Annotated in this window: 18 protein-coding genes; 8 read left to right on the forward strand and 10 right to left on the reverse strand. The window is 38.9% G+C overall.

Annotated features, from left to right (window positions below):
- Window positions 1-87 precede the first annotated feature (87 nt).
- From ACVWYG_RS10315 to ACVWYG_RS10330, 4 genes are all read left to right on the forward strand, one after another.
- A complete protein-coding gene (locus tag ACVWYG_RS10315) occupies window positions 88-699 on the forward strand; it encodes a hypothetical protein (RefSeq protein WP_457270137.1) in 612 nt (203 codons plus the stop codon).
- An 87-nt stretch (window positions 700-786) separates the two neighbouring features.
- Window positions 787-1,113, forward strand: a complete 327-nt coding sequence (locus tag ACVWYG_RS10320; protein WP_457270138.1) for a hypothetical protein — start codon at window positions 787-789, stop codon at window positions 1,111-1,113.
- 6 nt (window positions 1,114-1,119) lie between these two features.
- The gene (locus tag ACVWYG_RS10325) at window positions 1,120-1,314 is read left to right on the forward strand and encodes a YtxH domain-containing protein (RefSeq protein WP_457270139.1); all 195 of its coding nucleotides are present in this window, start codon (window positions 1,120-1,122) and stop codon (window positions 1,312-1,314) included.
- Between the two features lie 272 nt (window positions 1,315-1,586).
- Window positions 1,587-2,249 (forward strand): response regulator transcription factor, encoded by a 663-nt coding sequence (locus ACVWYG_RS10330; RefSeq protein ID WP_457270140.1) that lies wholly within the window; start codon window positions 1,587-1,589, stop codon window positions 2,247-2,249.
- A gap of 346 nt (window positions 2,250-2,595) precedes the next feature.
- Here the strand turns inward: ACVWYG_RS10330 and rpsJ are convergent, their stop codons facing one another.
- The 9 genes from rpsJ to mutL form a co-directional block, all read right to left on the reverse strand.
- On the reverse strand, window positions 2,596-2,901 hold the full coding sequence (rpsJ, locus tag ACVWYG_RS10335; protein ID WP_008244591.1) for a 30S ribosomal protein S10: 306 nt from the start codon (window positions 2,899-2,901) through the stop codon (window positions 2,596-2,598).
- A gap of 137 nt (window positions 2,902-3,038) precedes the next feature.
- The gene (fusA, locus tag ACVWYG_RS10340) at window positions 3,039-5,153 is read right to left on the reverse strand and encodes an elongation factor G (RefSeq protein WP_457270141.1); all 2,115 of its coding nucleotides are present in this window, start codon (window positions 5,151-5,153) and stop codon (window positions 3,039-3,041) included.
- A gap of 97 nt (window positions 5,154-5,250) precedes the next feature.
- Window positions 5,251-5,718 (reverse strand): 30S ribosomal protein S7, encoded by a 468-nt coding sequence (rpsG, locus tag ACVWYG_RS10345; protein WP_457270142.1) that lies wholly within the window; start codon window positions 5,716-5,718, stop codon window positions 5,251-5,253.
- 17 nt (window positions 5,719-5,735) lie between these two features.
- The gene (gene rpsL / locus ACVWYG_RS10350) at window positions 5,736-6,149 is read right to left on the reverse strand and encodes a 30S ribosomal protein S12 (protein WP_457270143.1); all 414 of its coding nucleotides are present in this window, start codon (window positions 6,147-6,149) and stop codon (window positions 5,736-5,738) included.
- Between the two features lie 601 nt (window positions 6,150-6,750).
- Complete coding sequence (locus ACVWYG_RS10355) at window positions 6,751-9,477, reverse strand: carboxypeptidase regulatory-like domain-containing protein (protein ID WP_457270144.1); 2,727 nt, start codon at window positions 9,475-9,477, stop codon at window positions 6,751-6,753.
- Window positions 9,478-9,615: 138 nt separating this feature from the next.
- Window positions 9,616-10,719, reverse strand: a complete 1,104-nt coding sequence (locus ACVWYG_RS10360) for an endonuclease/exonuclease/phosphatase family protein (RefSeq protein WP_457270145.1) — start codon at window positions 10,717-10,719, stop codon at window positions 9,616-9,618.
- Complete coding sequence (locus ACVWYG_RS10365) at window positions 10,719-11,579, reverse strand: rhomboid family intramembrane serine protease (RefSeq protein WP_457270146.1); 861 nt, start codon at window positions 11,577-11,579, stop codon at window positions 10,719-10,721. The genes ACVWYG_RS10360 and ACVWYG_RS10365 overlap by 1 nt, the downstream gene beginning before the upstream one ends.
- Window positions 11,572-12,306, reverse strand: coding sequence for a rhomboid family intramembrane serine protease (locus ACVWYG_RS10370; protein ID WP_457270147.1), 735 nt, complete (start codon window positions 12,304-12,306; stop codon window positions 11,572-11,574). Before ACVWYG_RS10370 ends, ACVWYG_RS10365 begins: the two co-directional genes overlap by 8 nt.
- A gap of 45 nt (window positions 12,307-12,351) precedes the next feature.
- On the reverse strand, window positions 12,352-14,190 hold the full coding sequence (gene mutL, locus ACVWYG_RS10375; RefSeq protein WP_457270148.1) for a DNA mismatch repair endonuclease MutL: 1,839 nt from the start codon (window positions 14,188-14,190) through the stop codon (window positions 12,352-12,354).
- A gap of 757 nt (window positions 14,191-14,947) precedes the next feature.
- Here mutL and ACVWYG_RS10380 point away from each other — a divergent pair.
- The 4 genes from ACVWYG_RS10380 to ade are packed head-to-tail and all read left to right on the forward strand — an operon-like array spanning window position 14,948 to window position 22,047.
- The gene (locus ACVWYG_RS10380) at window positions 14,948-16,582 is read left to right on the forward strand and encodes an amidohydrolase (RefSeq protein ID WP_457270149.1); all 1,635 of its coding nucleotides are present in this window, start codon (window positions 14,948-14,950) and stop codon (window positions 16,580-16,582) included.
- Window positions 16,569-18,386 (forward strand): serine hydrolase domain-containing protein, encoded by a 1,818-nt coding sequence (locus tag ACVWYG_RS10385; RefSeq protein WP_457270150.1) that lies wholly within the window; start codon window positions 16,569-16,571, stop codon window positions 18,384-18,386. The genes ACVWYG_RS10380 and ACVWYG_RS10385 overlap by 14 nt, the downstream gene beginning before the upstream one ends.
- Before the next feature lie 20 nt (window positions 18,387-18,406).
- Window positions 18,407-20,383, forward strand: a complete 1,977-nt coding sequence (locus ACVWYG_RS10390) for an alpha-ketoacid dehydrogenase subunit alpha/beta (protein WP_457270151.1) — start codon at window positions 18,407-18,409, stop codon at window positions 20,381-20,383.
- A 32-nt stretch (window positions 20,384-20,415) separates the two neighbouring features.
- Complete coding sequence (gene ade, locus ACVWYG_RS10395; protein WP_457270152.1) at window positions 20,416-22,047, forward strand: adenine deaminase; 1,632 nt, start codon at window positions 20,416-20,418, stop codon at window positions 22,045-22,047.
- A gap of 230 nt (window positions 22,048-22,277) precedes the next feature.
- Here ade and ACVWYG_RS10400 read toward each other — a convergent pair whose 3' ends face one another.
- A complete protein-coding gene (locus tag ACVWYG_RS10400; protein WP_457270153.1) occupies window positions 22,278-22,886 on the reverse strand; it encodes a sprT domain-containing protein in 609 nt (202 codons plus the stop codon).
- Window positions 22,887-22,896 lie beyond the last annotated feature (10 nt).

The following is a 22,896-nucleotide window of genomic DNA, read 5'->3' on the forward strand; positions in this document are numbered from 1 at the left end:
TTGGACGAGGATTTGGATAGATTTACGAAGCTGAAGTCTCGGAACTTTAAAATAACTATAAAACACTGAAACATTTAACGGCCCACCATGCAATTTTTTAAAAAACCAACACTTCTTTTTTTTGCCCTTACGCTGCTGGTTAGTTTTTTGGCAAATGCTCAAAATGACACTACCAAAAATACAGATCCCTCTCTAAATGGGCAATACAGGTTTATGTTGTCTAAATCAAAGAGTCTTTATGGATCGAGACTGATAAATCCCAACAGGTTATCGGTACTATGGCGAAGTGTTACAGATACGCTGAAAAAGGAACGAAAGGAACTTGCCCAAGCAAATGAAAAGATTAACTCACAAAAAAACGCTAGTTCTAGTTTAGAAAGCGAGATTTCGACCAAACAAAATGCGTTGGCTACTGCAACCGCTGCCGTGAACGAAATCAAATTCTTAGGCATTCCGTTTCAGAAAAACACTTACTCTGTCCTAGTTTGGTCTATCATTATCCTATTGGCCATCGCACTCGGAGTTATCATATTTCAATCTGGTAAATATAGGCAGGAAGCGAAATACAGAACAGACCTCTACCAAGAAGTTGCAGATGAATTCCAGAACCACAAGGTTAAGGCCAAAGATAAAGAGATGAGGTTAGCTCGCGAACTTCAAGATGAGCGTAACAGGTGGGATGACAATAGACGGGGTTGAGGCCAATAGTTTGTGAAACCAAAAAGTTGGTAAAATGCACAAAACCATAAATGGCGATTTGTGTTATTCTTATAAAAGAAAAATATTATGAAAGTAAGCGCGTATAGAAAAGACCCCCATTTAGAAGGTTATGATGGCAAGGAGGGATCGCATGTGCAAGCATCAGGTTTAAAGAAAGCATCAAACAAAGGAAACGAAAGTAAAGTTGTAACAAGTTTTGGTAATGAGCCTCTAAAGACAAAGAACCAGCGTGGCTTAAACGAAGATAATATTTCTGCTAAAGATGGCCTTGACAATACAGGAACTCAAGGGAAGGACTCTTTACATGATGATGCTTATCCACATAAGGATGACCTGGAAACAAAGGAAAGTGCGGAAAGCAATACGGGGAGTTCTTCAAAAGATTTTAAATAAACGAGTATGAAAATATTAAAGTTAGCACTTGCAAGCGCAGCAGCAGTTATGGCTTTCAAGTATGCCACTAAAAAACGAGATAGCGACGGTAAATCATTAATCGATGACCTTTCAGCACAGGCACCAGATATTGCAAATGGTGTGAAAAATTTCAGCGACAAAATTAAAGAGGCATTTGATAGTGCGGTCGAAAATTATTAATTCAATGTTCTTTCCAAACAATTGTTATCCGTAGGCTTTTCTTTAACATGGGGAAATTAAAACAGCCAACCATTTTAATTATGTTTTTTGTTTGAACTTAAATTCTATTGATTGTAATATTGAACCAAACAACTAAGCTCTAGTATAAACACCTCATCTCTAGTATAAGTAACGCGTATAAACCCCCTAATTAAGCGTATTTATCAGGTGTTTTTCTGGCTTATTTTTCTTGATATTTGATTTTAGCGAAAATTCTAAACAAATATTTAAAATTGAACTCCGAAATAAATTTGCTTCATGTATCCTTAATCCCCGACGAGCGCAACTTGTCGGTTAAAAATTTGCATGGCGTAGACAACATTAATGTGGTTGGGTCTTTATCAAGCAAATTGGATGCGGTGAATTTTTTAGAGGAACATCCACTTCCTCATCTATTATTTTTGGAAACACCCTCCTTGGGGAGTTTAGAATTAAATTTCGTTAAAATCTTAAAAAATCGTCATCCAAGCTTAAAAATTCTGAGCAGCGGTTTTTCTGAAGACTTAGACCTCCTTCAAACCGCATACGAGCATAAAATTGACGGGTTTGCGATGTCTCGACCACCGGCTGAAGAGCTTTCTTATGCGGTTAAACAAATCGTGTCTGGGCAGCTTTATCTTTGTTGTCAACTTGCCACCAAGTGTCTGCACAAATTAGCTACAAGCAAGGGCAAATTAGTCAATGGAATAGTAAAGCCTAGCCTGAAAATTACCAATCGAGAATTGGAGATTTTGAAATTTGTTGCGCAGGGGTTTACGAATACAGAAATTTCTGAAAGGTTATTTTCAAGTAAAAGAACAATAGAAGGAAACAGGAAAAAGCTTTTGCAGAAGACTGGAACAAAAAACACAGCGGAATTAATAGGATTTGCAGTTAGAAATAACTTTATAGAATAAACAGCTATTGATTATTCGATAATAAATTAAGTTTTTTCCACTCACCTTTAGTAAATTTTAAATTTACACTCAGTTTTTAAAAGCAGCATTTTATGCAGGGCCTAATGGCTTTATGCTTGTCTTTTTTACCCTAATTTCTTCATAAAAAATAATTGGTTAGACAACACTTCGGCGTTTAAATGATTTACTTTTTTCAAACCTGTCTAGTACCAGTCAGATAAAAAATGGTTTTGGTGACTACTGCTTGCACGTAAACTGAAAAGTTTACTGTTTTTAGGCCATGACTAAAAATAAAAAAGGCCTCGATAAATATATATCGAGGCCTTTTAGCTTTGTTTCGAAATAGTTATACCTTAATTTCAACTTCAACACCGCTAGGCAATTCAAGTTTCATCAAAGCATCTACTGTCTTAGAGTTAGAGCTGTAGATATCCAACAAACGCTTGTAAGCGCATAGTTGAAACTGCTCTCTAGCCTTCTTATTTACGTGTGGTGAACGCAAAACAGTAAAGATTTTCTTTTCTGTTGGCAATGGAATTGGTCCACTTACCACGGCACCCGTAGGCTTAACCGTCTTTACAATCTTCTCAGCAGATTTGTCTACCAAGTTGTAATCGTAAGATTTTAATTTAATTCTGATTCTTTGGCTCATATTATTTTAATTGAGACTACTTGTTAGAGCTATTGGTAACAAACAATCGGGTTTATTTTATTAGTAGCAAGTATTTAGTATCGAGTATCAGGATAAATGAGCTGTCTTGATACTCGATACTAACATCTCGATACTATTTAATCTTCTGATTTGACTTTTCCCTTAGACTTCGCTATCACTTCGTCTTGAACACCTTTGGGTGCCGCCTCGTAATGATCGAATTCCATGGTAGATGTTGCACGACCTGAGGTAATGGTACGCAATTGCGTTACATAACCAAACATTTCTGAAAGTGGTACAGTGGCTTTAATTACTTGAGCACCTGCCCTAGAATCCATACCCAACAATTGGCCACGACGACGGTTCATATCACCGATTACATCACCCATGTTTTCTTCGGGAGTAAGGATTTCAATCTTCATAATTGGCTCCATCAACGTAGGCTTGCACTTTGGCAACGCTTCGCGATATGCCATACGAGCAGCAAGTTCGAAAGATAACGCATCTGAATCGACTGCATGAAAAGATCCATCCGTTAAGCGCACTTTCATATCCGGAAGTGGATAGCCTGCTAAAACACCATTTGCCATCGCGTTAGCAAAACCTTTTTCTACTGAAGGAATAAATTCTCTAGGAATAGAACCCCCAGAAATTTCGTTCACAAACTGCAATCCGCCTTTTTCGTAATCTGCATCAATTGGAGAAATCACTACAGATATATCAGCAAACTTACCACGACCACCAGATTGTTTCTTATAAACTTCTCTGTGATTTGTAGTGCCAAAAATTGCCTCTTTATAGGCAACTTGTGGTGCACCTTGATTCACTTCTACCTTAAACTCACGTCTTAAACGGTCGATTAAAATATCTAAGTGAAGCTCGCCCATTCCAGAAATAACCGTTTGGCCTGTTTCTTGGTCAGTTTGAACTCTAAATGTAGGATCTTCTTCTGCAAGTTTACCTAATCCAATACCCAATTTGTCTACATCAGCCTGAGTTTTTGGTTCAATGGCTAAACCGATAACCGGCTCAGGAAAATTCATCGACTCCAGAATGATCGGATTTTTCTCTTCACAAAGCGTATCTCCGGTTTTAATGTCTTTGAAACCTACCACGGCTGCAATATCTCCTGCGCCTACGTTAGGAATAGGATTTTGCTTGTTTGCATGCATCTGGAAAATACGAGATATCCGTTCTTTATTTCCAGAACGTGTGTTATACACGTAAGAACCCGCTTCTAAATTACCAGAATACACGCGAATAAAACACAACCTTCCAACAAATGGATCGGTAGCAATTTTAAATGCCAGTGCTGCGAATGGCTCAGATTCTGCCGGCTTACGCGTTACTTCTTGCTCTGTATCTGGATTAATTCCTACCACACCCTCACTATCCATAGGCGACGGTAATAATTCCATCACATAATCTAGCATAGTCTGTACACCTTTGTTTTTGAAAGATGAACCACAAACCATCGGTACAATCTTAGCGTCTAAAACCGCTGCCCGTAAAGCATCTAAAACTTCGCGCTCAGTGATGGTTTCTGGAGCGTCAAAAAATTTCTCCATCAAACTTTCGTCGTACTCTGCAACAGATTCAAGCAATTTTTCTCTCCACTCGGCAACCTCTTCCAACATATCTTCTGGAATTGGCACTTCAGTAAAGGTCATTCCTTTATCATGTTCGTTCCAAACAATACCACGGTTGTTAATTAAATCTACAACGCCTTGAAATCCGTCTTCCGAACCGATAGGCAGCTGCAATGGAACAGCATTGCTACCTAACATGTCTTTAACCTGCTTAACAACTTTTAAGAAATCAGCACCAGAACGATCCATTTTATTAACAAAACCAATACGTGGCACACTATAGTTGTTGGCTAAACGCCAGTTCGTTTCAGATTGAGGCTCAACACCATCAACAGCAGAAAACAAGAATACCAAGCCATCTAACACACGCAACGACCTATTTACTTCTACCGTAAAATCCACATGCCCAGGGGTATCGATAACGTTAACATGGTATTTCTGCCCTCTATAATTCCAATCAACAGTTGTAGCAGCAGACGTAATAGTTATCCCACGTTCTTGCTCCTGCGCCATCCAGTCCATTGTTGCAGCACCTTCATGCACCTCACCAATTTTATGACTCACACCAGCATAATATAAAATACGCTCGGTAGTCGTCGTTTTACCAGCATCGATGTGGGCAGCGATACCAATATTTCTTGTAAATTTTAAATCTCTCGACATTTGTTATAATTAGCAAATGATTGAATTAAAGCATAACGGAACAGAATAAACCGTGCCACTATCCAAAATTCAATCATTCAAATTAATTCATTTTGTATTAAAACCTGAAGTGAGAGAACGCTTTATTGGCTTCAGCCATTTTATGCGTATCTTCTTTCTTTTTGACCGCAGCGCCTTCGCCTTTGGCAGCAGCAACAATCTCTCCCGATAACTTTTCCTTCATGGTTTTTTCACCTCTACGGCGTGCATATAAAATTAACCACTTCATGCCAAGCGCAATCTTGCGGTCTGGCCTAACTTCCATTGGAACCTGGAAATTTGCTCCACCCACACGACGACTTTTTACCTCTACAGATGGCATTATGTTTGCTAATGCACGTTTAAACATCTCTAAACCGTTCTCGCCAACTTTTTTCTCGGCAAGTTCCACAGCGTCGTAAAAGATAGAATATGCAATAGATTTCTTTCCATCGTACATCATGTTGTTTACAAACCGAGTTACCTGAATATCGTTAAATTTTGGATCAGGAAGGATAATTCTCTTTTTTGGTTTCGACTTTCTCATTTCTTATTTCCTCCCAATTATTTCTTTTTGCCTTTTGCCGGTGCAGCAGCTACCGCACCTGGTTTTGGACGTTTAGTACCATATTTAGACCTACGCTGATTTCTACCAGCAACACCAGAAGTATCTAGCGCACCACGAATGATGTGATAACGTACACCTGGTAAATCTTTTACCCTACCACCGCGAATCAATACGATAGAGTGCTCTTGTAAATTGTGTCCCTCTCCAGGAATGTATGCATTTACCTCTTTACCGTTCGTTAAACGAACGCGGGCAACTTTGCGCATAGCTGAATTTGGTTTTTTAGGGGTAGTGGTGTACACACGTGTACATACACCTCTTCGCTGTGGACAGCTGTCCAACGCTGGAGATTTGCTTTTAAACTCCAGAGCTACTCTACCTTTTCTAACTAATTGTTGAATGGTTGGCATTGTGCTTTTTTATGTTATTTATTAAATAATTTACCGCTCCCCTAGCCTCTTTACAGATAGCCTATAAAACGGACTGCAAAAGTAGAACAAAAGATTCACAAAATCAAGGGGTTAAAGGAATTGTTTTCAGTCTGCCCGGTCTCTAGTTCAGATTAATGCTTAGCACCTTGTAAACTGCATGAAATTGATAAAAGAGGGAGATAAAAAATTTAACATTATTCCTACAACCTTCTTTCTTGCGCAATAAATTACTAGTATTAAATTCCCTGGAAACTCGCTCAAGCCGCTCGATTAACCACGCCATCTACTACTAATCGCCGCAACGTTTACTTCATTTTAGATTTTCGTTGCTATCCCTAACAAACCTTATTAAAACTTTTTGCGCATCTAAATACGCAAGCAGTATTTGATCTATTTAGCATAAAACTGCGGAGAATTTTTGGTGACACCTTGCCATTAGTCATGTCCAAGATTCCAAGTCAATTCAAAAGTTAAAACAATGACAGCGAACTTGTGGTGCATCTCCACAACACTATTACATCTTAAATCTTCTTCTAAGCGCTGCAATAGAATATGAAATCATAAAAAACAATCAGCACTCCTACTTCACGATATATCTGTAAACTCCGCGAGCGATATTGCCATTGTCATCTATACCTTCAACCACCACCTTATACTTTCCCTTTCCATCGGCATTGTAAAATTCAAAGCTTGCTGTTCCAGCAGCATCGGTAATCACGTTCGGATTCCAATAAACTGTCGTTCTCAAATCGTTTCGGTTTAAATTTGCAGGGACATCATAACGCGGCACATAAAACGTGCGTGCTTTATCATAACCTTGCGGAGAAAAAGTTAATTGGTAATTCTTTGGCAGCATGTCTAACAACTGCGCTTTACTAATCCGTTCTCCTTTCGGCTTTTCTTTTTGATTGATCACAATAACACCGTTCACATTGTTTTGTCTATTTACTGTGCCAAGGGGATCTTTTAAAAATACTTCTATCGAAGATATATTGTCTCCAGAAGCAGATCCCAACGAACTCACATCAACAAAAAAGCCGTTGTAGAAAATCCCCATTGGCGTCCGATTGCCCGCATTATAATCTCTAGTTATGTAAAAGTTATTGTCTATGTAAGTTACTCCAGGCAACAATCCTTGTAAGCAATTAATGAGCACATTACATCCCTTTAAACTCTCCCCACTCACCTCATGATCTGCGATTTGACTTAATCCTGTCAATGCAGAATAATCATTGTGGCTAGGTTTGGGCTTAGAGACACCCCGAATGGTAACATCTTTTAAGGTGTGTAAGTAAGAATATTGCTTTGTACTATTGCTTAAATAAGCGGTTAAAGTGCTGTCAATATTCAATACCTCATCTGGCCCATTAAAATTGCGACCTACATTTGGGTATGCATTTCCTTTTAAGCTAAGCACCATATTCTGGTAGCCAGGATTGTATTTAGCGGAAATGTTAACTTTTGACGTATCGTTTAAAACGAGGCCAGAAAACTTAAAATTACCGACAGGATCTGTGGTAAGTTCTTGCCTGTAACGCTTATCGGGAATTGTCAACAACAGCTGACCTTTTCTAACCGGAATACCATTCGAAAGTCTCAATATGCCGGATACTTCTATCCCCTGTTCGGGCAAAAAGGCTATTTCTGGAACTTTATCCGCAAAAATATCACCATAATTAAAACTTCTATATCCCTGGGTAAGTAATAATAGGTCTAAGTTTTCTGCTTTTTTTTCATCGGGCTTATCAAAATAATAGTTTGGCTGCTCTATATATCCTTTAACATCGCTGGTGAGTAAAAAAGTACTTAGAATGGTTGCCTCCCGATCATCGTTATAAGGCACTTTGGTTTCGTCTACTACCGCCACAGAAAAACTACCTTGCACTGTAGCAGTATCATTTTTTGCAAGGACATTTACTTTAACTTTCTTTTTTGATCCGTAACTAGGCAGTGGAGTAGAAATGCTCAAGGCAAGTGCATTTTTCTGATCCACGAAAACAATACGTTCACTTATTGGCTTTCCATCTTCAGAAAATAAGGTAAACTGCGCAATACCACGTGGAAATTTAGCTTTCGCAATTGAGGTCTTATACACTGGCTCTGCCAACGACGTTTGTGCGCCATAGCAAACTACACCTTTAGAGCGTGCGATGAGATAGACTTTTTTGCCCTTGTGCTTATCTAAAAAAGATTTATTTGATGAAATCTTAACCACGAGCTGATTTGCATTTGAATTATCGATATTAAGCACGCTGCCTTCTGCAGAAACAGCAGGTAATTTTACTATCTTAGAATCGCCATTGCCAAAAGTAAGCTTTGCGGAATAGGTTTTTCCTGCTTCGGGCGTAAATTCAAAACTGCCCATTCCTAAATGTTGCGAGCTAATGACGGCAATCTGTTTAGCGTTTTCATCAATAACAGAACCTTTAACCTCTATCCCTAAGCCATCACTTTTAATTGATTTAAAAGCAACTTTGTTGGGAATATCGCTTACAAGCATACCACCTTCCGGAAAAAATTGAATGTCTTCTGTTACGATAGCCGTCTTTAACTTAAAAGTGCTATTTGCTATATCATTTTCTCTAATCGTTAAACTTGTCTGTAAATCACCGTTTTTTAACTGATATTCTGCATTCTGATTTGTGCTCATCGCGATGCTTAAGTAGCCATTCCCATCTGTGGTACCTTTTCCCTTATCAATTACGGTAAACGTAGTTACTACTTGCCATGTTACCTGCTTATTTGCATAAGGCTTATCATTTGGATCTTTAAACTGAATACGAGCTATTATTTTTTCTTGTTTGTCGGTAGAGGCATTTTTATAGGCGATGTGGGTCTTTAATTCTTTATCAATTGTTTCGCCGACGTAAAAAGTTTTGTTAAAAAAGGCAGGGTTTTCGAAGTTTAACATCCATTTAGTGTATGCTCGAAGATGATAATTGCCCTGCGCATAATTTACTTGATCAAGCGGAAAACTGCCTTCTGTCATGCCATCTGCCAACGGCAATTTTAGGGTTTGAATTAATGAATCTTTCTGATTGATTACATCGACATAAAGAATTCTACTGAGCTTGGACAGCAAATTTAAATTCTCTGTTACATACGCCTTAAACCAAACCGTATCGGCCACGGCATAATAGGGTTTATCAAAGTGTAAATAAATCTTCTCCTCGGGGTAGCTTGATAAATATTTACTAGTTTTATTGATCATGGTATTGATGCTTACGGTATCTGTTTGTGCGCTACAACTGAAACAAGCCGCCAATAACACTAAAAATAATATACTCGACCTTTTGAAGGAATTCATTTAGATGGTTTTAAATCTCGATTTGGTAAATATATCCAATTAAAAATTTTACACCTAACAAGTTTTAAGCTTTAACATTTTTTTACAAAAACTTCGATGCTTGACAAGCCTATCTCACGCGAAAAACAAAAAAAAAGGTTATTTAAATCTTAAATCGCTCCTCACTGGAAAATGATCAGAAAGTTTGGCTTCTATAATATTGTAATTCAATACATTCAAATCTTTTGAGGTCGCAATATAATCTATCTGAAAATTTGGAAATTTTCCATTATATGTTTTCCCTAAACCTGCACCTTTCTCAACAAAAGCATTATTCAAACCTTTTGTAATTTGGGTGACGACGTAAGAAGCCGGTGTATCGTTAAAATCGCCCGCAATAAGGTAGGGAGTTTTGCAATCGGCCATCTCTTTCTTCATGATATCAACCTGACTACTTCGCTTTTCAAAAGCTTTTTTCAGCATACGCAAAATACGCTTGCTCGGCCTAACCTGGGTCTTCATATCTTTGATCTGATCCAAATACTCATAGTCTTGGGGTTGAAAGGAAATGGACTGAAAATGAACATTATAAACCCTTAGCAGCTTTCCATCAATACTCAAATCTGTATAAATGCTCATGTTGCCCTTCAAACCTGTTACAAATGGAATCTCTCCCTGTGCCACTATTGGATATTTAGAGAAAGTGGCTAAACCTGTTGCTTCATACTTGTTCCTTTCGCTCTCTACGAAATAAAAATTCTTTGCATTTAATTGAGTTTTCAAACTATCAATAAGATCGTATTTACCCTTAAAACGGGTATAAAACTCCTGAAAACAAACAACATCAGGGTTTTGATCTTTAACAATTTTTAAGATTTTCTCCTTTATTTTTTCGCTTTTATTGCCCTCAAATGGCTGGAAGTTATGTACATTATATGTCAACACTCTAATGCTATTTGGCACTTTTACAGCGTTACCCCGATTTCCCGAAAAGGAAAATGTTGCAATAATTGGGCGGTAACCTGAAACTATCACCAGCAATGTAAGTAACCCAAAAATATACTTCTTACCAATAAACCACCAGACAAGAAATAGGATATTAAACAATAGCACGTAAGGAAAAGCAAGCCCAAAAAACGCAAATAAAGGAAATCCTCTAGGATCTACAACACCGGCGAAAATACCCATAATCAGTGCTATTAAAAAAACCACCGCTATTGGCAACAAAAGCTTGTCTAGAAAATTATACCTCTTTTTTACCATTAATCCTTGCTTGCCTTAAAAAGCTTTTCCTTTTCGATTGCCGTAAGTTTATTGTAACCAGACGAAGATATTTTATCGAGAATCGCATCGATTTCTTTTTGGGAAACCAAATCCGTAGCGCGTTTCTTAACAATTGGTTGATCGTTTTTTACGACTTTCAACTTTGGTTTTGGCTGCAATAGCTTACTCCAATCGCTTCCTTTCTGTAAGCTTTTGATGTAAAAAAAACCAAATAATGCACCGCCGATATGGGCGAAGCTTCCGCCAGCGTTTGTCGAGGCAATGCCCAAGATATCCAATACAAAAAATCCCAAAGCCAAATATTTTATTTTAACTGGGCCCAAAAACATCATAAACAGCGAATAATCTGGCATGAGCGTTGCAGACGCTACAACAATTGCCATTACCGCCGCAGAAGAACCAATTACCGTTGCTCCATACACACTGTTTGCAAACACCGGAAATACATTCAAGCCAAGAACGTAAAACACTGCGCCGGCCAATCCACCAACTATATAAATAAAATGAAACTGGCGATTCTTGGCAAAATTTAAAAATATTTGACCGAACCAGTACAGGCCTAACATGTTAAATAACAAATGAAAAATGCCATCATGAAAAAACATGTAGGTAACAACTGTATAAAATCGCTCAGGCAGTTTAGTTAGTGCCGCGGGAAGTCCAAACCATTCCCTTACTAAAGCGCTTATGTTAAACTGGCTGCCACTTAAAAATAAGGCAAGCGAAGCAATTCCCACTATCAGAAATACGATCACATTTAACCCAATGTAAAAATAAAGAGGATTGCCAGAGTTAAAAACCTTGTATTTTAAATCCTTTAAAATGTTGTTGCTATTCATAAAGTGTGTAAAAAGTATCGTCTTTATCTTTCCAAAATTTAACTAGGATAAATCCAATTAGTGCGCCCCCTAAGTGGGCATAATGGGCTACAGAATCACCTGCAAATTGTCCGACCCCCAAAAACAACTCGAATAAAATGTATATAGGGATAATGTATTTTGCTTTTACCGGGACAGGAATAAATAGAATGAACAATTCTGCATTTGGATAAAGCATCCCAAATGCAACGAGCAAACCAAAAATTGCGCCTGATGCGCCGATCATAGGCGTACCATATATATCTGCCAATTTTCCTAATTGAGTTTGTGTAATTCCGGGAACATTTGCCTCTACGGTTCCTTTGATAAAATCTATGTTAACCATATTTGTAATAGAGCCGGTGATCTGATGCGCTTCAAAAGCTTGAACAGCCATCTGCAACGCAAGCGCACCCAACCCGGTGATTAAATAGAATATAATGAATTTTTTAGTCCCCCATTTAACTTCTAGCACAGAGCCAAACATGTACAGCGCAAACATATTGAAAAAAATATGTGCCAAACCACCATGCATAAACATATAGGTGATGGGTTGCCAAGGCCTAAAAAACTGCGAATCGAAATAAAACGCGCCTAGCGAGAAGGCAAGCGGAGTTCCTTCTGCATTAAAGTACATAGTACCTAAGTAAAAAAGCACATTAATGATTAAGAGGTTCTTAATTACTGGCGGGATGTGTATGTTGTTCATTAATTTAATTGTCTTTCTATGGGGGCGTTAAATTTATTTTACAAACTAATTTTTCTCAAATTTCTTATCCAATTCTGCCAACGTTATGGTCTGCACAATTGTTTTACCACCGGCGGTAAAGTTAGGTACTTTACAAGCAAAAAGCTCTTCTATCAACGTGTTCATTTCTGATTGCGCCATAGAAATACCAGCTTTTATTCCACTATTTTTTGCAAGACTTCTGGCCAATCCCTCTCTTTTACTTAGCTTTAACGCCTGTTGAGAGTTCTTAAAGCCCTCTATAAGTTGTTCAAATAGCTGAGTCTCGTTAAAACTGCTTCCACCTAAATCTACGGGGATACCTTCGATAACCAAGGTGTTATTCCCAAATTCCCTCACATCAAAACCCAAACTCCTTATGTCGTCTAATAAGCTTTTAGCTAACTCGAAATCGTTCGCATTTAAGGTGACGGTTTGCGGGAATAAGCTTTGTTGTGAAGCCCCTTTCCTATTGTCTAAATGACTGAGAAATCGGTCATAAAGTATCCGTTCGTGCGCCAACTGCTGGTCAATAACCATTAAACCAGATTTTATTTGAGAAACAATATAACGATTATGAAGCTGCATATACTGCTTGTTCTGCGTTGTAAGATCGTCATTTTCTGTGTAGAACGATGTTTGCTCGGCCTCAGGAATTGTAGAAATCTCATATAACGAACCCCAGTTTTCTATACTGGGCTTCTGCTGCTGATTTCGCAAAAATGGAATCTCTTTTTCGGTTCTATTTTGAGTTGTGCCAAACGGATTAAAATTTGGATTAAAATTTATTGTAGGTGGCACAATGTCTTCTACAGCTTTTTGTGTAATCATACCATTAAAACCAGTTTCTTGATCAAAATCTAAACTCGGCGCAATGTTATACCTACCAATAGAACGCTTAACCGCGGATTTTAAAATGGCATAAATAGATTTTTCATCGAGGTATTTAATCTCTGTTTTGGTAGGATGGACATTCACATCCACTTTCGAAGGATCTATTTCAATAAATAATACATACAAAGGATAGCTATCTTCCGGCAAAAGATCAAAAAATGCAGCTGCTACCGCATGATTTAAATAAGGATCTTTTATGAAACGGTTGTTCACAAAAAAAAACTGCTCTCCACGGGTTTTTTTTGCGAAAGCAGGCTTTCCAATGTATCCTTTAAGGTTGATAATGGTCGTTTCTTCTTCTACTGGTACCAACCGCTCATTGTAGTTTTTACCAAAAAGATGCACAATCCGTTGTTTTAAATTTCCTTTTGGGAGATTAAAAACCTCTACATTATCGTGGTCTAACGAAAAAAAAACATGTGGATGGGCGAGCGCTACTCGCTGAAATTCGTCGATAATGTGTCGCATCTCTACCGCGTTGCTCCTAAGAAAATTCCTTCTCGCAGGCGTATTAAAAAACAAATTTTTAATTGCGATCTGCGTTCCGGCAGTGGTTGCAATTGGTTCTTGATTTAACACTTGAGCGCCTTCTATGGTCAAACGAGTACCAATTTCATCTTCGTGTCTACGGGTTTTCATTTCCACTTGCGCAATTGCAGCGATAGAAGCCATTGCTTCCCCTCTAAAACCCATGGTGCGAATGGCAAATAAATCTTCTGCTTTTTTTACTTTCGAGGTGGCATGCCGTTCAAAGCACATACGTGCATCGGTAACACTCATTCCGCAGCCATTGTCTATCACCTGAATAAGCGCTTTACCTGCATCTTTTATCACCAACTGAATTTTATCGGCACCGGCATCAACGGCATTTTCCAACAATTCCTTTACCGCAGAAGCTGGCCTTTGCACAACCTCTCCGGCAGCAATTTGATTGGCAACCGCATCGGGCAATAAGTGGATAATATCTGTCATGGACTTGGGCAATGATAATTTGCTAAATTATGGAAAAATAGCATAACGATTAGGTTTTCTTTAAAACTCAACAAGTAAATGACCGTATATAAAATCTATTAAAACGAGTAATAACCATAGCGCAATCTCTGATACGGAATGACTTTTCTACCATTTGAACATAATTGTTAAGAATTAAGACTGCTTGAAGAGGTCCTTAAACAAAATAGTTGCAATAGTACCATTTCTTGTCTTTTAGCTCGATCCTCCCCCGCGAGCTACCTCACACGCCGACGGAATGTTATGTTTCAAGTTACTTGCTTGTCTCTCGTAAAAACATCTTAGTTTACCAAAGACCTTATTTTAGAGTTGCTATTTACAAAGAACAACCCTTTATTACGTTTGGACGTTACCGAGGCAGCGTTCGAACCTCGTGCACGGATAGGAATTTTATTTTCCAATCTTTCTGCTTGTTTCTCGTAAAAAGGATTTCACTGCAATCTCTAACGCGGTAAAAGCAATTTAAAATACTTTTCCAAACTTGGTAAAACGCATCCTATTGTTCCGCTTAAGGGATATGAGCGGAAAACCCACAGTGGGGTAAAAGCGAGGATTTGCGGCCTTAGCCCCTTCCTTGCGCAGCTTGGAGGTACGCCCAAAAATCTACGCTCGTTTTGTATCTGCAGTTTGTTCCCTCACCTCTATAGAAGTTGGCCCCTTCTCAAAATTGTTACATATTTAATTGGATTTTCTATCTTTGACTACCTAACTTATACCTGTGAAAATTTTTTGGTCTATTTTATTTTTTACGCTAACACTTTGGGGATGTAGTGAAAAAAAACAGGCAGATCTAATCGTCTACAACGCCAAAATTTATACCGTGAACAAAAGTTTTGATGTGGTTGAGGCCTTCGCCATTAAAAACGGAAAAATAGTTGCTCTTGGAAAAACTGATGAGCTTCTTGGCACATACAACTCCGCCGAGAAAATTGACGCTAATGGAAAACCTATTTATCCGGGTTTTATAGATGCCCATGCACATTTTTTTGAATACGGTCAGCATTTACAAATGGCTGATTTACGGGATACTAAGTCTTGGCAAGAGGTGATTGACCGACTCAAAATCTTTGCAAAAACGCATCCAAATGGTTGGTTGATAGGCAATGGTTGGGATCAGAACGACTGGGACAATAAAGATTTCCCTACAAATGAGGAACTCAACAAATCCTTTCCTCATCGACCAGTTTTTTTAAATAGGGTTGATGGACACGCAGCTGTTGCAAACCAAGAAGCGTTGCGTCTTGCAGGAGTAAAAACGCCCCGAATGATTTCTGGAGGCGATATACAAGCCATTGAAGGAAAAGTTACTGGTGTGCTAATAGACAACGCGGTGGCTCTGGTAGCGCAGAAGATTCCCATTCCGGATGCCGATTTATCGGAAAAAATACTGCTCGCTGCGCAGAAAAACTGTTTTTCAGTCGGACTTACCACTGTTGACGATTGTGGATTGGATTATGGATATGTAGAGTATATAGAAAAACTGCAAAAAGAGCAAAAGCTGAAAATACGTTTGTATGTGATGCTTTCTGATAAGGAAAGCAATTTCGATTACTTATTTAACCGCGGACCAATAAGAACCAGCTTATTAAATGTAAGCAGTTTCAAAGTTTATGCAGATGGGGCTTTAGGTTCTCGAGGAGCTTATTTATTAAAGCCCTATACAGATAAGCCAAAAGAAACTGGTTTTTTGCTAAGCAGCCAAAAGCATTTTGAGGAAGTGGCAGATAAACTTGCCAAAAGTTCGTTTCAAATGTGCACACATGCCATTGGAGATTCTGCAAACAGAGTAATTTTAAACATCTATAATAAAGTTTTAAAGGGCAAAAACGATAGACGCTGGCGCATCGAGCACGCACAAGTAATCAGCCAAGCAGACTTTCATTTATTTGGGAAAGCGAACATTATCCCATCTGTACAGCCCACGCATGCTACTTCTGATATGTATTGGGCCAGCGATCGATTGGGAAAAAATAGGTTAAAAACTTCTTATGCGTACAAACAATTACTCGAACAGAATGGTTGGATGCCTTTGGGAACCGATTTCCCTGTAGAGGATATAAACCCGGTGAAAACTTTTTATGCGGCGACGGCTAGAAAAGACGCAAAAGGCATTCCTTTTGGAGGATTTCAAGTTGAAAATGCGCTGACAAGGTTAGAAGCTTTAAAAGGAATGACCATTTGGGCTGCAAAGGCAAATTTCGAGGAAAAGGAAAAAGGCAGTCTCGAAGTTGGGAAAGTCGCAGACTTTGTAATTCTTAACCAAGATTTAATGCATGTAAATGAATCCATGTTGTTAAAAACAAAAGTATTAAAAACTTACCTGAACGGTGAAAAAGTATATGAAGCGGAATAGAATAATTGCAACCAGTATTATAAGCTTATGTTGCCTTATGTGTTTGGCAGCTTGCGCCCAAGACCACAAAGACAACCAGAAAAAATTAGACCTTATAAATGCCATTACCAGAAATACCATTTTACTAAATAACCACGATTCAATCGTACCTGTTGAAAGACTTTCGACCAAAACAATCGCGTCGGTTAGTTTAGGATTTGATTATGCTACCGTGTTCGATAGCTTAGCGAATAAATACGACAGTGTTACTTCTTTTAGTTCCAATGAATATAAAGACAGTACAAACCTGCACAGGCTAGAGGAAGATTTAAAATTTTACAACACCATTTTAATTGCAATTGACGGCGACCATGTTAAACAAGCCAAGTACGTTAATTTTATATTGAGTATTAGTAAAGCAAAACAAGTGGTGGTTGCTTTTTTCGGAAATGGAAATGACTTAAAATCATTCGACGATTTACAGGTGCCGATTATTTGGATGCCAGAAAATAATGTAGAAGCAGCAGCGCTTGCACCACAATATATTTTTGGTGGCATTGCTGCTGGCAACAAACTTAGCACAACTTTTTCTGGCAAATATTTAAAAGGATCGGGATTTAATACCAAAGTAGTGCGTTTAAAATATACCGTTCCCGAAGATGCGGATGTAAATTCTGATAATTTAAAAGAGATCGACCGAATTGCGGCAGAGGCGATCAGTAAAAAAGCTACGCCCGGTTTGGTCGTTTTGGTTGCCAAAGATGGTAAGGTAATTTTTAACAAAGCCTACGGCACGCATACCTACGACGACGGCGTGCCCGATAAAGTAACTGATATTTTTGATCTTGCATCGGTAACCAAAGTTACCGCTACGACACCTGCAGTGATGCGCTTATATGACGAAGATAAACTGAAACTAGACACAAATATCGGAGCTTATATTCCACTCGCTCGTCCGTCGCCAATGAACGGCATCCAAGTGAGGGAAGTGATGTTGCATCAGGCCGGATTTATTCCCTATATTCCCTTTCAAGATTTTGTAAAAACGGGCGATTATAGTCGCGATTCGTCTGCGGCTTATCCTACAAAGGTGGCTGATAAGTATTACATAAAAAAAGGCTTTTTCAGTGATTTTATGTGGCCAAAAATGCTTTATTCGCCCATAAAAACTCGAGGTAAATATGTGTACAGCGACATTAGCATGTATGTAATGAAAGACATTGTAGAGCACCTAACCGAGACACCGTTAAACGAATATGTGCTTAAAAACTTTTATAAGCCCTTAGGTATGGAAACTGCAGGCTATTTACCAAGAAACAGGTTCAACAGAGATCAAATCATTCCTACTGAAAACGACACTTACTTTAGAAAAACGTTACTGGTTGGTTACGTGCACGATCAAGGCGCGGCGCTAGCGGGAGGCGTAGCGGGACATGCCGGCCTTTTTGCAAGCAGTAATGACTTAGCCATCTATTATCAAATGTTGCTCAATAAGGGCAGCTATGGAGGTGAGCAATACTTTAAGCCCGAAACGGTTACCATGTTTACCTCCAATCAATCGACTGTGAGCAGGCGAGGGTTAGGCTTCGATCGGAAAGATCCGGATCCAGCCAAGAAATATCCGTCAGAACTTGCTTCCTCGCAAACATTTGGCCATACAGGTTATACAGGAATAGCCGTTTGGGTCGATCCTGCGCGCGGATTAGTGTATATTTTCTTATCAAACAGGGTAAACCCAACTGTTAGTGAGCAACTCGGAAAGCTTAACATTAGGCCAAGGATACACGATGTAATTAACCGAGCCATAGATGCCGGTACGAAATAAAAAATCAATCTCGCTCTGCCATGCACTTCGACCGACTACAACACACTGACAAATTTCTAGAGGAACTTTATAAAAAGTTATTATATCCAAGGTTGGTTGAAGAAAAAATGCTCATTCTGTTGCGCCAGGGCAGAATTGGAAAATGGTTCTCAGGCATTGGTCAAGAAGGGATAGCCGTAGGAAGTACGCTAGCCATGCAGACTGACGAGTATATTCTACCCATGCACCGAAACCTAGGCGTTTTTACTGCCAGAGATATTGCGCTAAAAAAGCTGATTTCGCAATGGCAAGGAAAAGCAACTGGCTTTACTAAAGGACGAGATCGATCTTTTCATTTCGGTTCGCAAGTGTACCACATCATTGGAATGATTTCTCATTTGGGACCACAAATGGCGGTAGCAGATGGGATTGCTTTGGCAGATAAACTTCGCAAGACAAACAAAGCAACTTTGGTTTTTACCGGCGAAGGCGCAACAAGCGAAGGTGATTTTCATGAGGCTTTGAATGTTGCCTCTGTTTGGAATTTACCCGTTATTTTTCTAATCGAGAACAATGGTTACGGCCTTTCTACCCCAATAAATGAACAATATCACTGTAAAAACCTGGTAGATCGGGCTATTGGCTATGGCATAGAAGGCATTCAAATTGACGGAAACAATGTACTCGAAGTATATAATACCGTCTCAAAGGTGTCAGAGGATATCCGTAAAAATCCTCGACCAGTTTTGTTAGAATGCATGACTTTTAGAATGCGTGGTCATGAGGAAGCATCAGGCATTAAATATGTGCCTACAGATTTGTTTACCGAATGGGCAGCCAAGGATCCGCTTAGCAATTTCGAACAGTATCTTGTTGGCGAAGGCATCCTAAATGCTAAAAAAATAGAAGATTTTAAAAACGCATTTAAAAGAGAAATTTCCTCAGAAGTCGAAGTGGCCTTTTTAGAACCTGAACCAACTGTGGATACACGACAAGAGGAACATGATGTGTATTTTCCACATCTCCAACAGGTTGTTGAACCCGGAAGCCTCTCAAATAATAAAAGATACATAGATGCCATAACAGATGGATTAGATTTAGCCATGCAGCAACATACAAATTTGATTTTAATGGGGCAGGACATTGCAGAATATGGCGGAGCTTTTAAAATTACAGATGGATTTGTATACAAATTTGGGAAAGAAAGGGTAAGAAACACGCCTATTTGCGAATCGGCCATTGTGGGTGCGGCATTTGGCTTATCAATCAACGGTTTTAAAAGTGTGGTAGAAATGCAATTTGCCGATTTTGTAACGGTCGCTTTTAATCAAATTATAAACAACTTATCCAAAAGCCATTATCGCTGGGGCGAAAAGGCAGACGTGGTGATTCGGATGCCCACTGGTGCAGGAACTGGCGCCGGTCCTTTTCATTCGCAAAGCAATGAGGCTTGGTTTACCAAAACTCCTGGATTAAAAATTGTTTATCCTGCTTTTCCGAATGAGGCAAAAGGTTTGTTGCTGGCCGCAATAGAAGACCCTAATCCGGTTTTGTATTTTGAGCATAAATACTTGTATCGTAGTTTAATTGGAAACGTACCAGAAGGCTATTACACCATAGAAATTGGCAAAGCAGCTTTGCTAGCCAAAGGAAATACCTTCACCATTATTACCTATGGGCTTGGCGTGCATTGGGCACTGGATTATTTAAGCAAAGATCCGCTTTGCGGTATGCATTTGGTTGATTTGAGAACGTTGCAACCTTGGGACAAAGAAACTGTATCAGAAGCTACCAAAGCAACCGGAAGAGTTTTAATTCTTCACGAAGATACATTAACAAGCGGTTTCGGAGCAGAAATTTCTGCCTGGATTGGAGAACATTGCTTTCGTTTTTTAGACGCGCCTGTGATGCGTTGTGCAAGTTTAGACACCCCAATTCCGATGAATAAATTATTGGAAGAAAATTTTTTGGCAAAAGCTAGATTGAAAGAGCAGATTGAAAAATTGATTAACTTTTAAACTTCGCTGCTGCGAACGAATGACAAAAAAATATGAGTTTTAAAGTTGAAGGAAATTTTGTTGATATTTTAGGAAAAGAAATATTCTTTGCTGAGCTAGCCATAGCAGATGGAAAAATAGCTGCAATTGATAGAATAGGTGAACAGAAAACCGAAGCGCCCTTTATCCTTCCAGGATTTATAGATAGCCACGTGCACATCGAAAGCAGTATGCTCATTCCACGCGAGTTTGCGAAACTAGCCGTGGTGCATGGAACGGTTGCTACGGTAAGCGATCCGCATGAAATTGCAAACGTTTGTGGTGTATCTGGAGTAGATTTTATGATTGCCGATGGGAATAACACGCCTTTTAAATTCTACTTTGGTGCGCCAAGTTGCGTTCCTGCAACTATTTTTGAAACTGCCGGAGCAGAAATCACTTCCAACGAAATTGAAGAACTTTTAGAAAGGCCAGAAATTGTTTACCTCACAGAAATGATGAATTTCCCTGGGGTATTAAACGATGATAAAGAAGTTTTAAAGAAAATAGCGATCGCCAAAAAGCTAGGAAAACCAGTTGACGGCCACGCACCGGGATTGCAGGGCGACGGTTTACAAAAATATATCGACGCCGGCATTTCTACAGACCACGAATGTTTTACCGAAGCTGAAGCTTTAGAAAAACTAGAACGCGGAATGCACATTTTGATTCGTGAAGGTTCTGCAGCCAAAAATTTCGAAGCGTTGGTTGGCTTGATTGATCAATGGCCGGAAAAAATAATGTTTTGCAGTGATGATAAGCACCCTGATTCTCTAGTTTTAGGACACATCAATCATCTTTGCAAACGAGCCATAGCGAAAGGCGCAGATGTTTTTAATGTGTTGCGCGCAGCTTGCATCAACCCAATTGCACATTACGGTTTAAAGGTTGGTAAATTAGTTGTTAGAAATCCTGCCGATTTCATCTTGGTAAAAAACTTAACTGATTTTGAAGTGCTTCAAACCTACCTTAATGGAAAATTGATTGCAGAAAACGGGATTGCCATAGGTTTTGAGCGTTCCTATAATGAGAGCCAACTGCTAAATAATTTTAATTGCCACATTAAGAATGTAGCAGATTTTACCTATCCTTTTTCCGGTGAAGAAACCATTGCGGTAATAGGGGCTTTAGATGAGCAATTAATTACCAATAGATTAGATTTAAAACCGACAGTCGTCGGGGGAAATATTGTTAGCAACACAGAAAATGACCTATTAAAAATGGTAGTTGTAAATAGGTATTTTGATGCGCCAATAGCAAAAGCATTTATTAGAAACTTCGGGATAAAGATTGGTGCCATTGCCAGCAGTGTCGCACACGATAGCCATAATATTATTGCGGTTGGCGTAGATGATGAAAGTCTTTGCCGTGCTGTAAATCTAATTATACAACATAAAGGTGGTATTTGCGCTGTCGACGGCAAGAAGGAAGAAGTATTGCCACTTCCAATTGCAGGTTTAATGAGCAATAAAGACGGCTATGAAGTTGCGAAAGCCTACACTTCTATAGACCTGATGGCGAAAAATATGGGTTCTAAACTTTCAGCTCCTTTTATGACGCTTTCTTTTATGGCGTTGTTGGTTATTCCTAGTTTAAAACTGAGTGATAAGGGACTATTTGATGGGGATAAGTTTGAGTTCATTTAAATATAAATAAGGAAGTTTAGGTGGGCGCCTTAATGTTCCACAAAGCCTGCTATTCGAGATAATCTGTTGGGGTGATGTTGATCAATTGATAAATAGGGGTTTGCAATCGCATGAAATGATGCTCTAGCGCTTTTAAATTTACAGATTCGGAAAATCTGCCTTATGTTATCTTACCTGATTCGCAAGCCTAACATCCCGAAGCGCGATTTTTTTTTTGACGCTTCTTAACGCTACTCAACTAAAAAGACTTCCGCCAACGGATTAAATAGGAACAGCCTCCTATCGTCTAAACAAACACAACGATAGCGTTTGCGTAAGCGTTCGCCCTTAGAAAACCGGCGTCCATCTTTAATTTTAAATAACGCATCTTTTGGCAACTGCTCTAAGTGAAGCACATCGTCTTTAAGTACGTCGTATGCTTTTAATGTTCTAGCTAAATGCAAATCTCCGCAACTGGAAGCCGCAGGATTGGCCATATACTGATTTATGGCTTGTTGTACATCTGGCGGAAAAACTTGCAAACCAAAAATTGGAATCATCATTTTTTTAAAATTATTTTTCCATTCTAAGCCATGTGGCTTAACCTTACTCTTGTGCTCGTTCCAAGTAAGCAAATGTGCAAACTCATGTACCGTTGTTATTAGAAATGCATACTCATTTAAGTTAAAATTTACAGAAATTCGATGACCCCTATCCCCATAAGGATGTCTATAATCGCCAAGCTTGGTGTTTCGCGTTCTAGAAATCTTGAACTCGCATTGAAAATAATCGATCCATTTTGCAATAATTGGCGCCGCTGCCGGAGACATATATTTTGCTAACAATGCTGTTTTTTCCAAAGGAGCCAGG

It is taken from the genome of Pedobacter sp. UYEF25 (genome assembly GCF_054061655.1).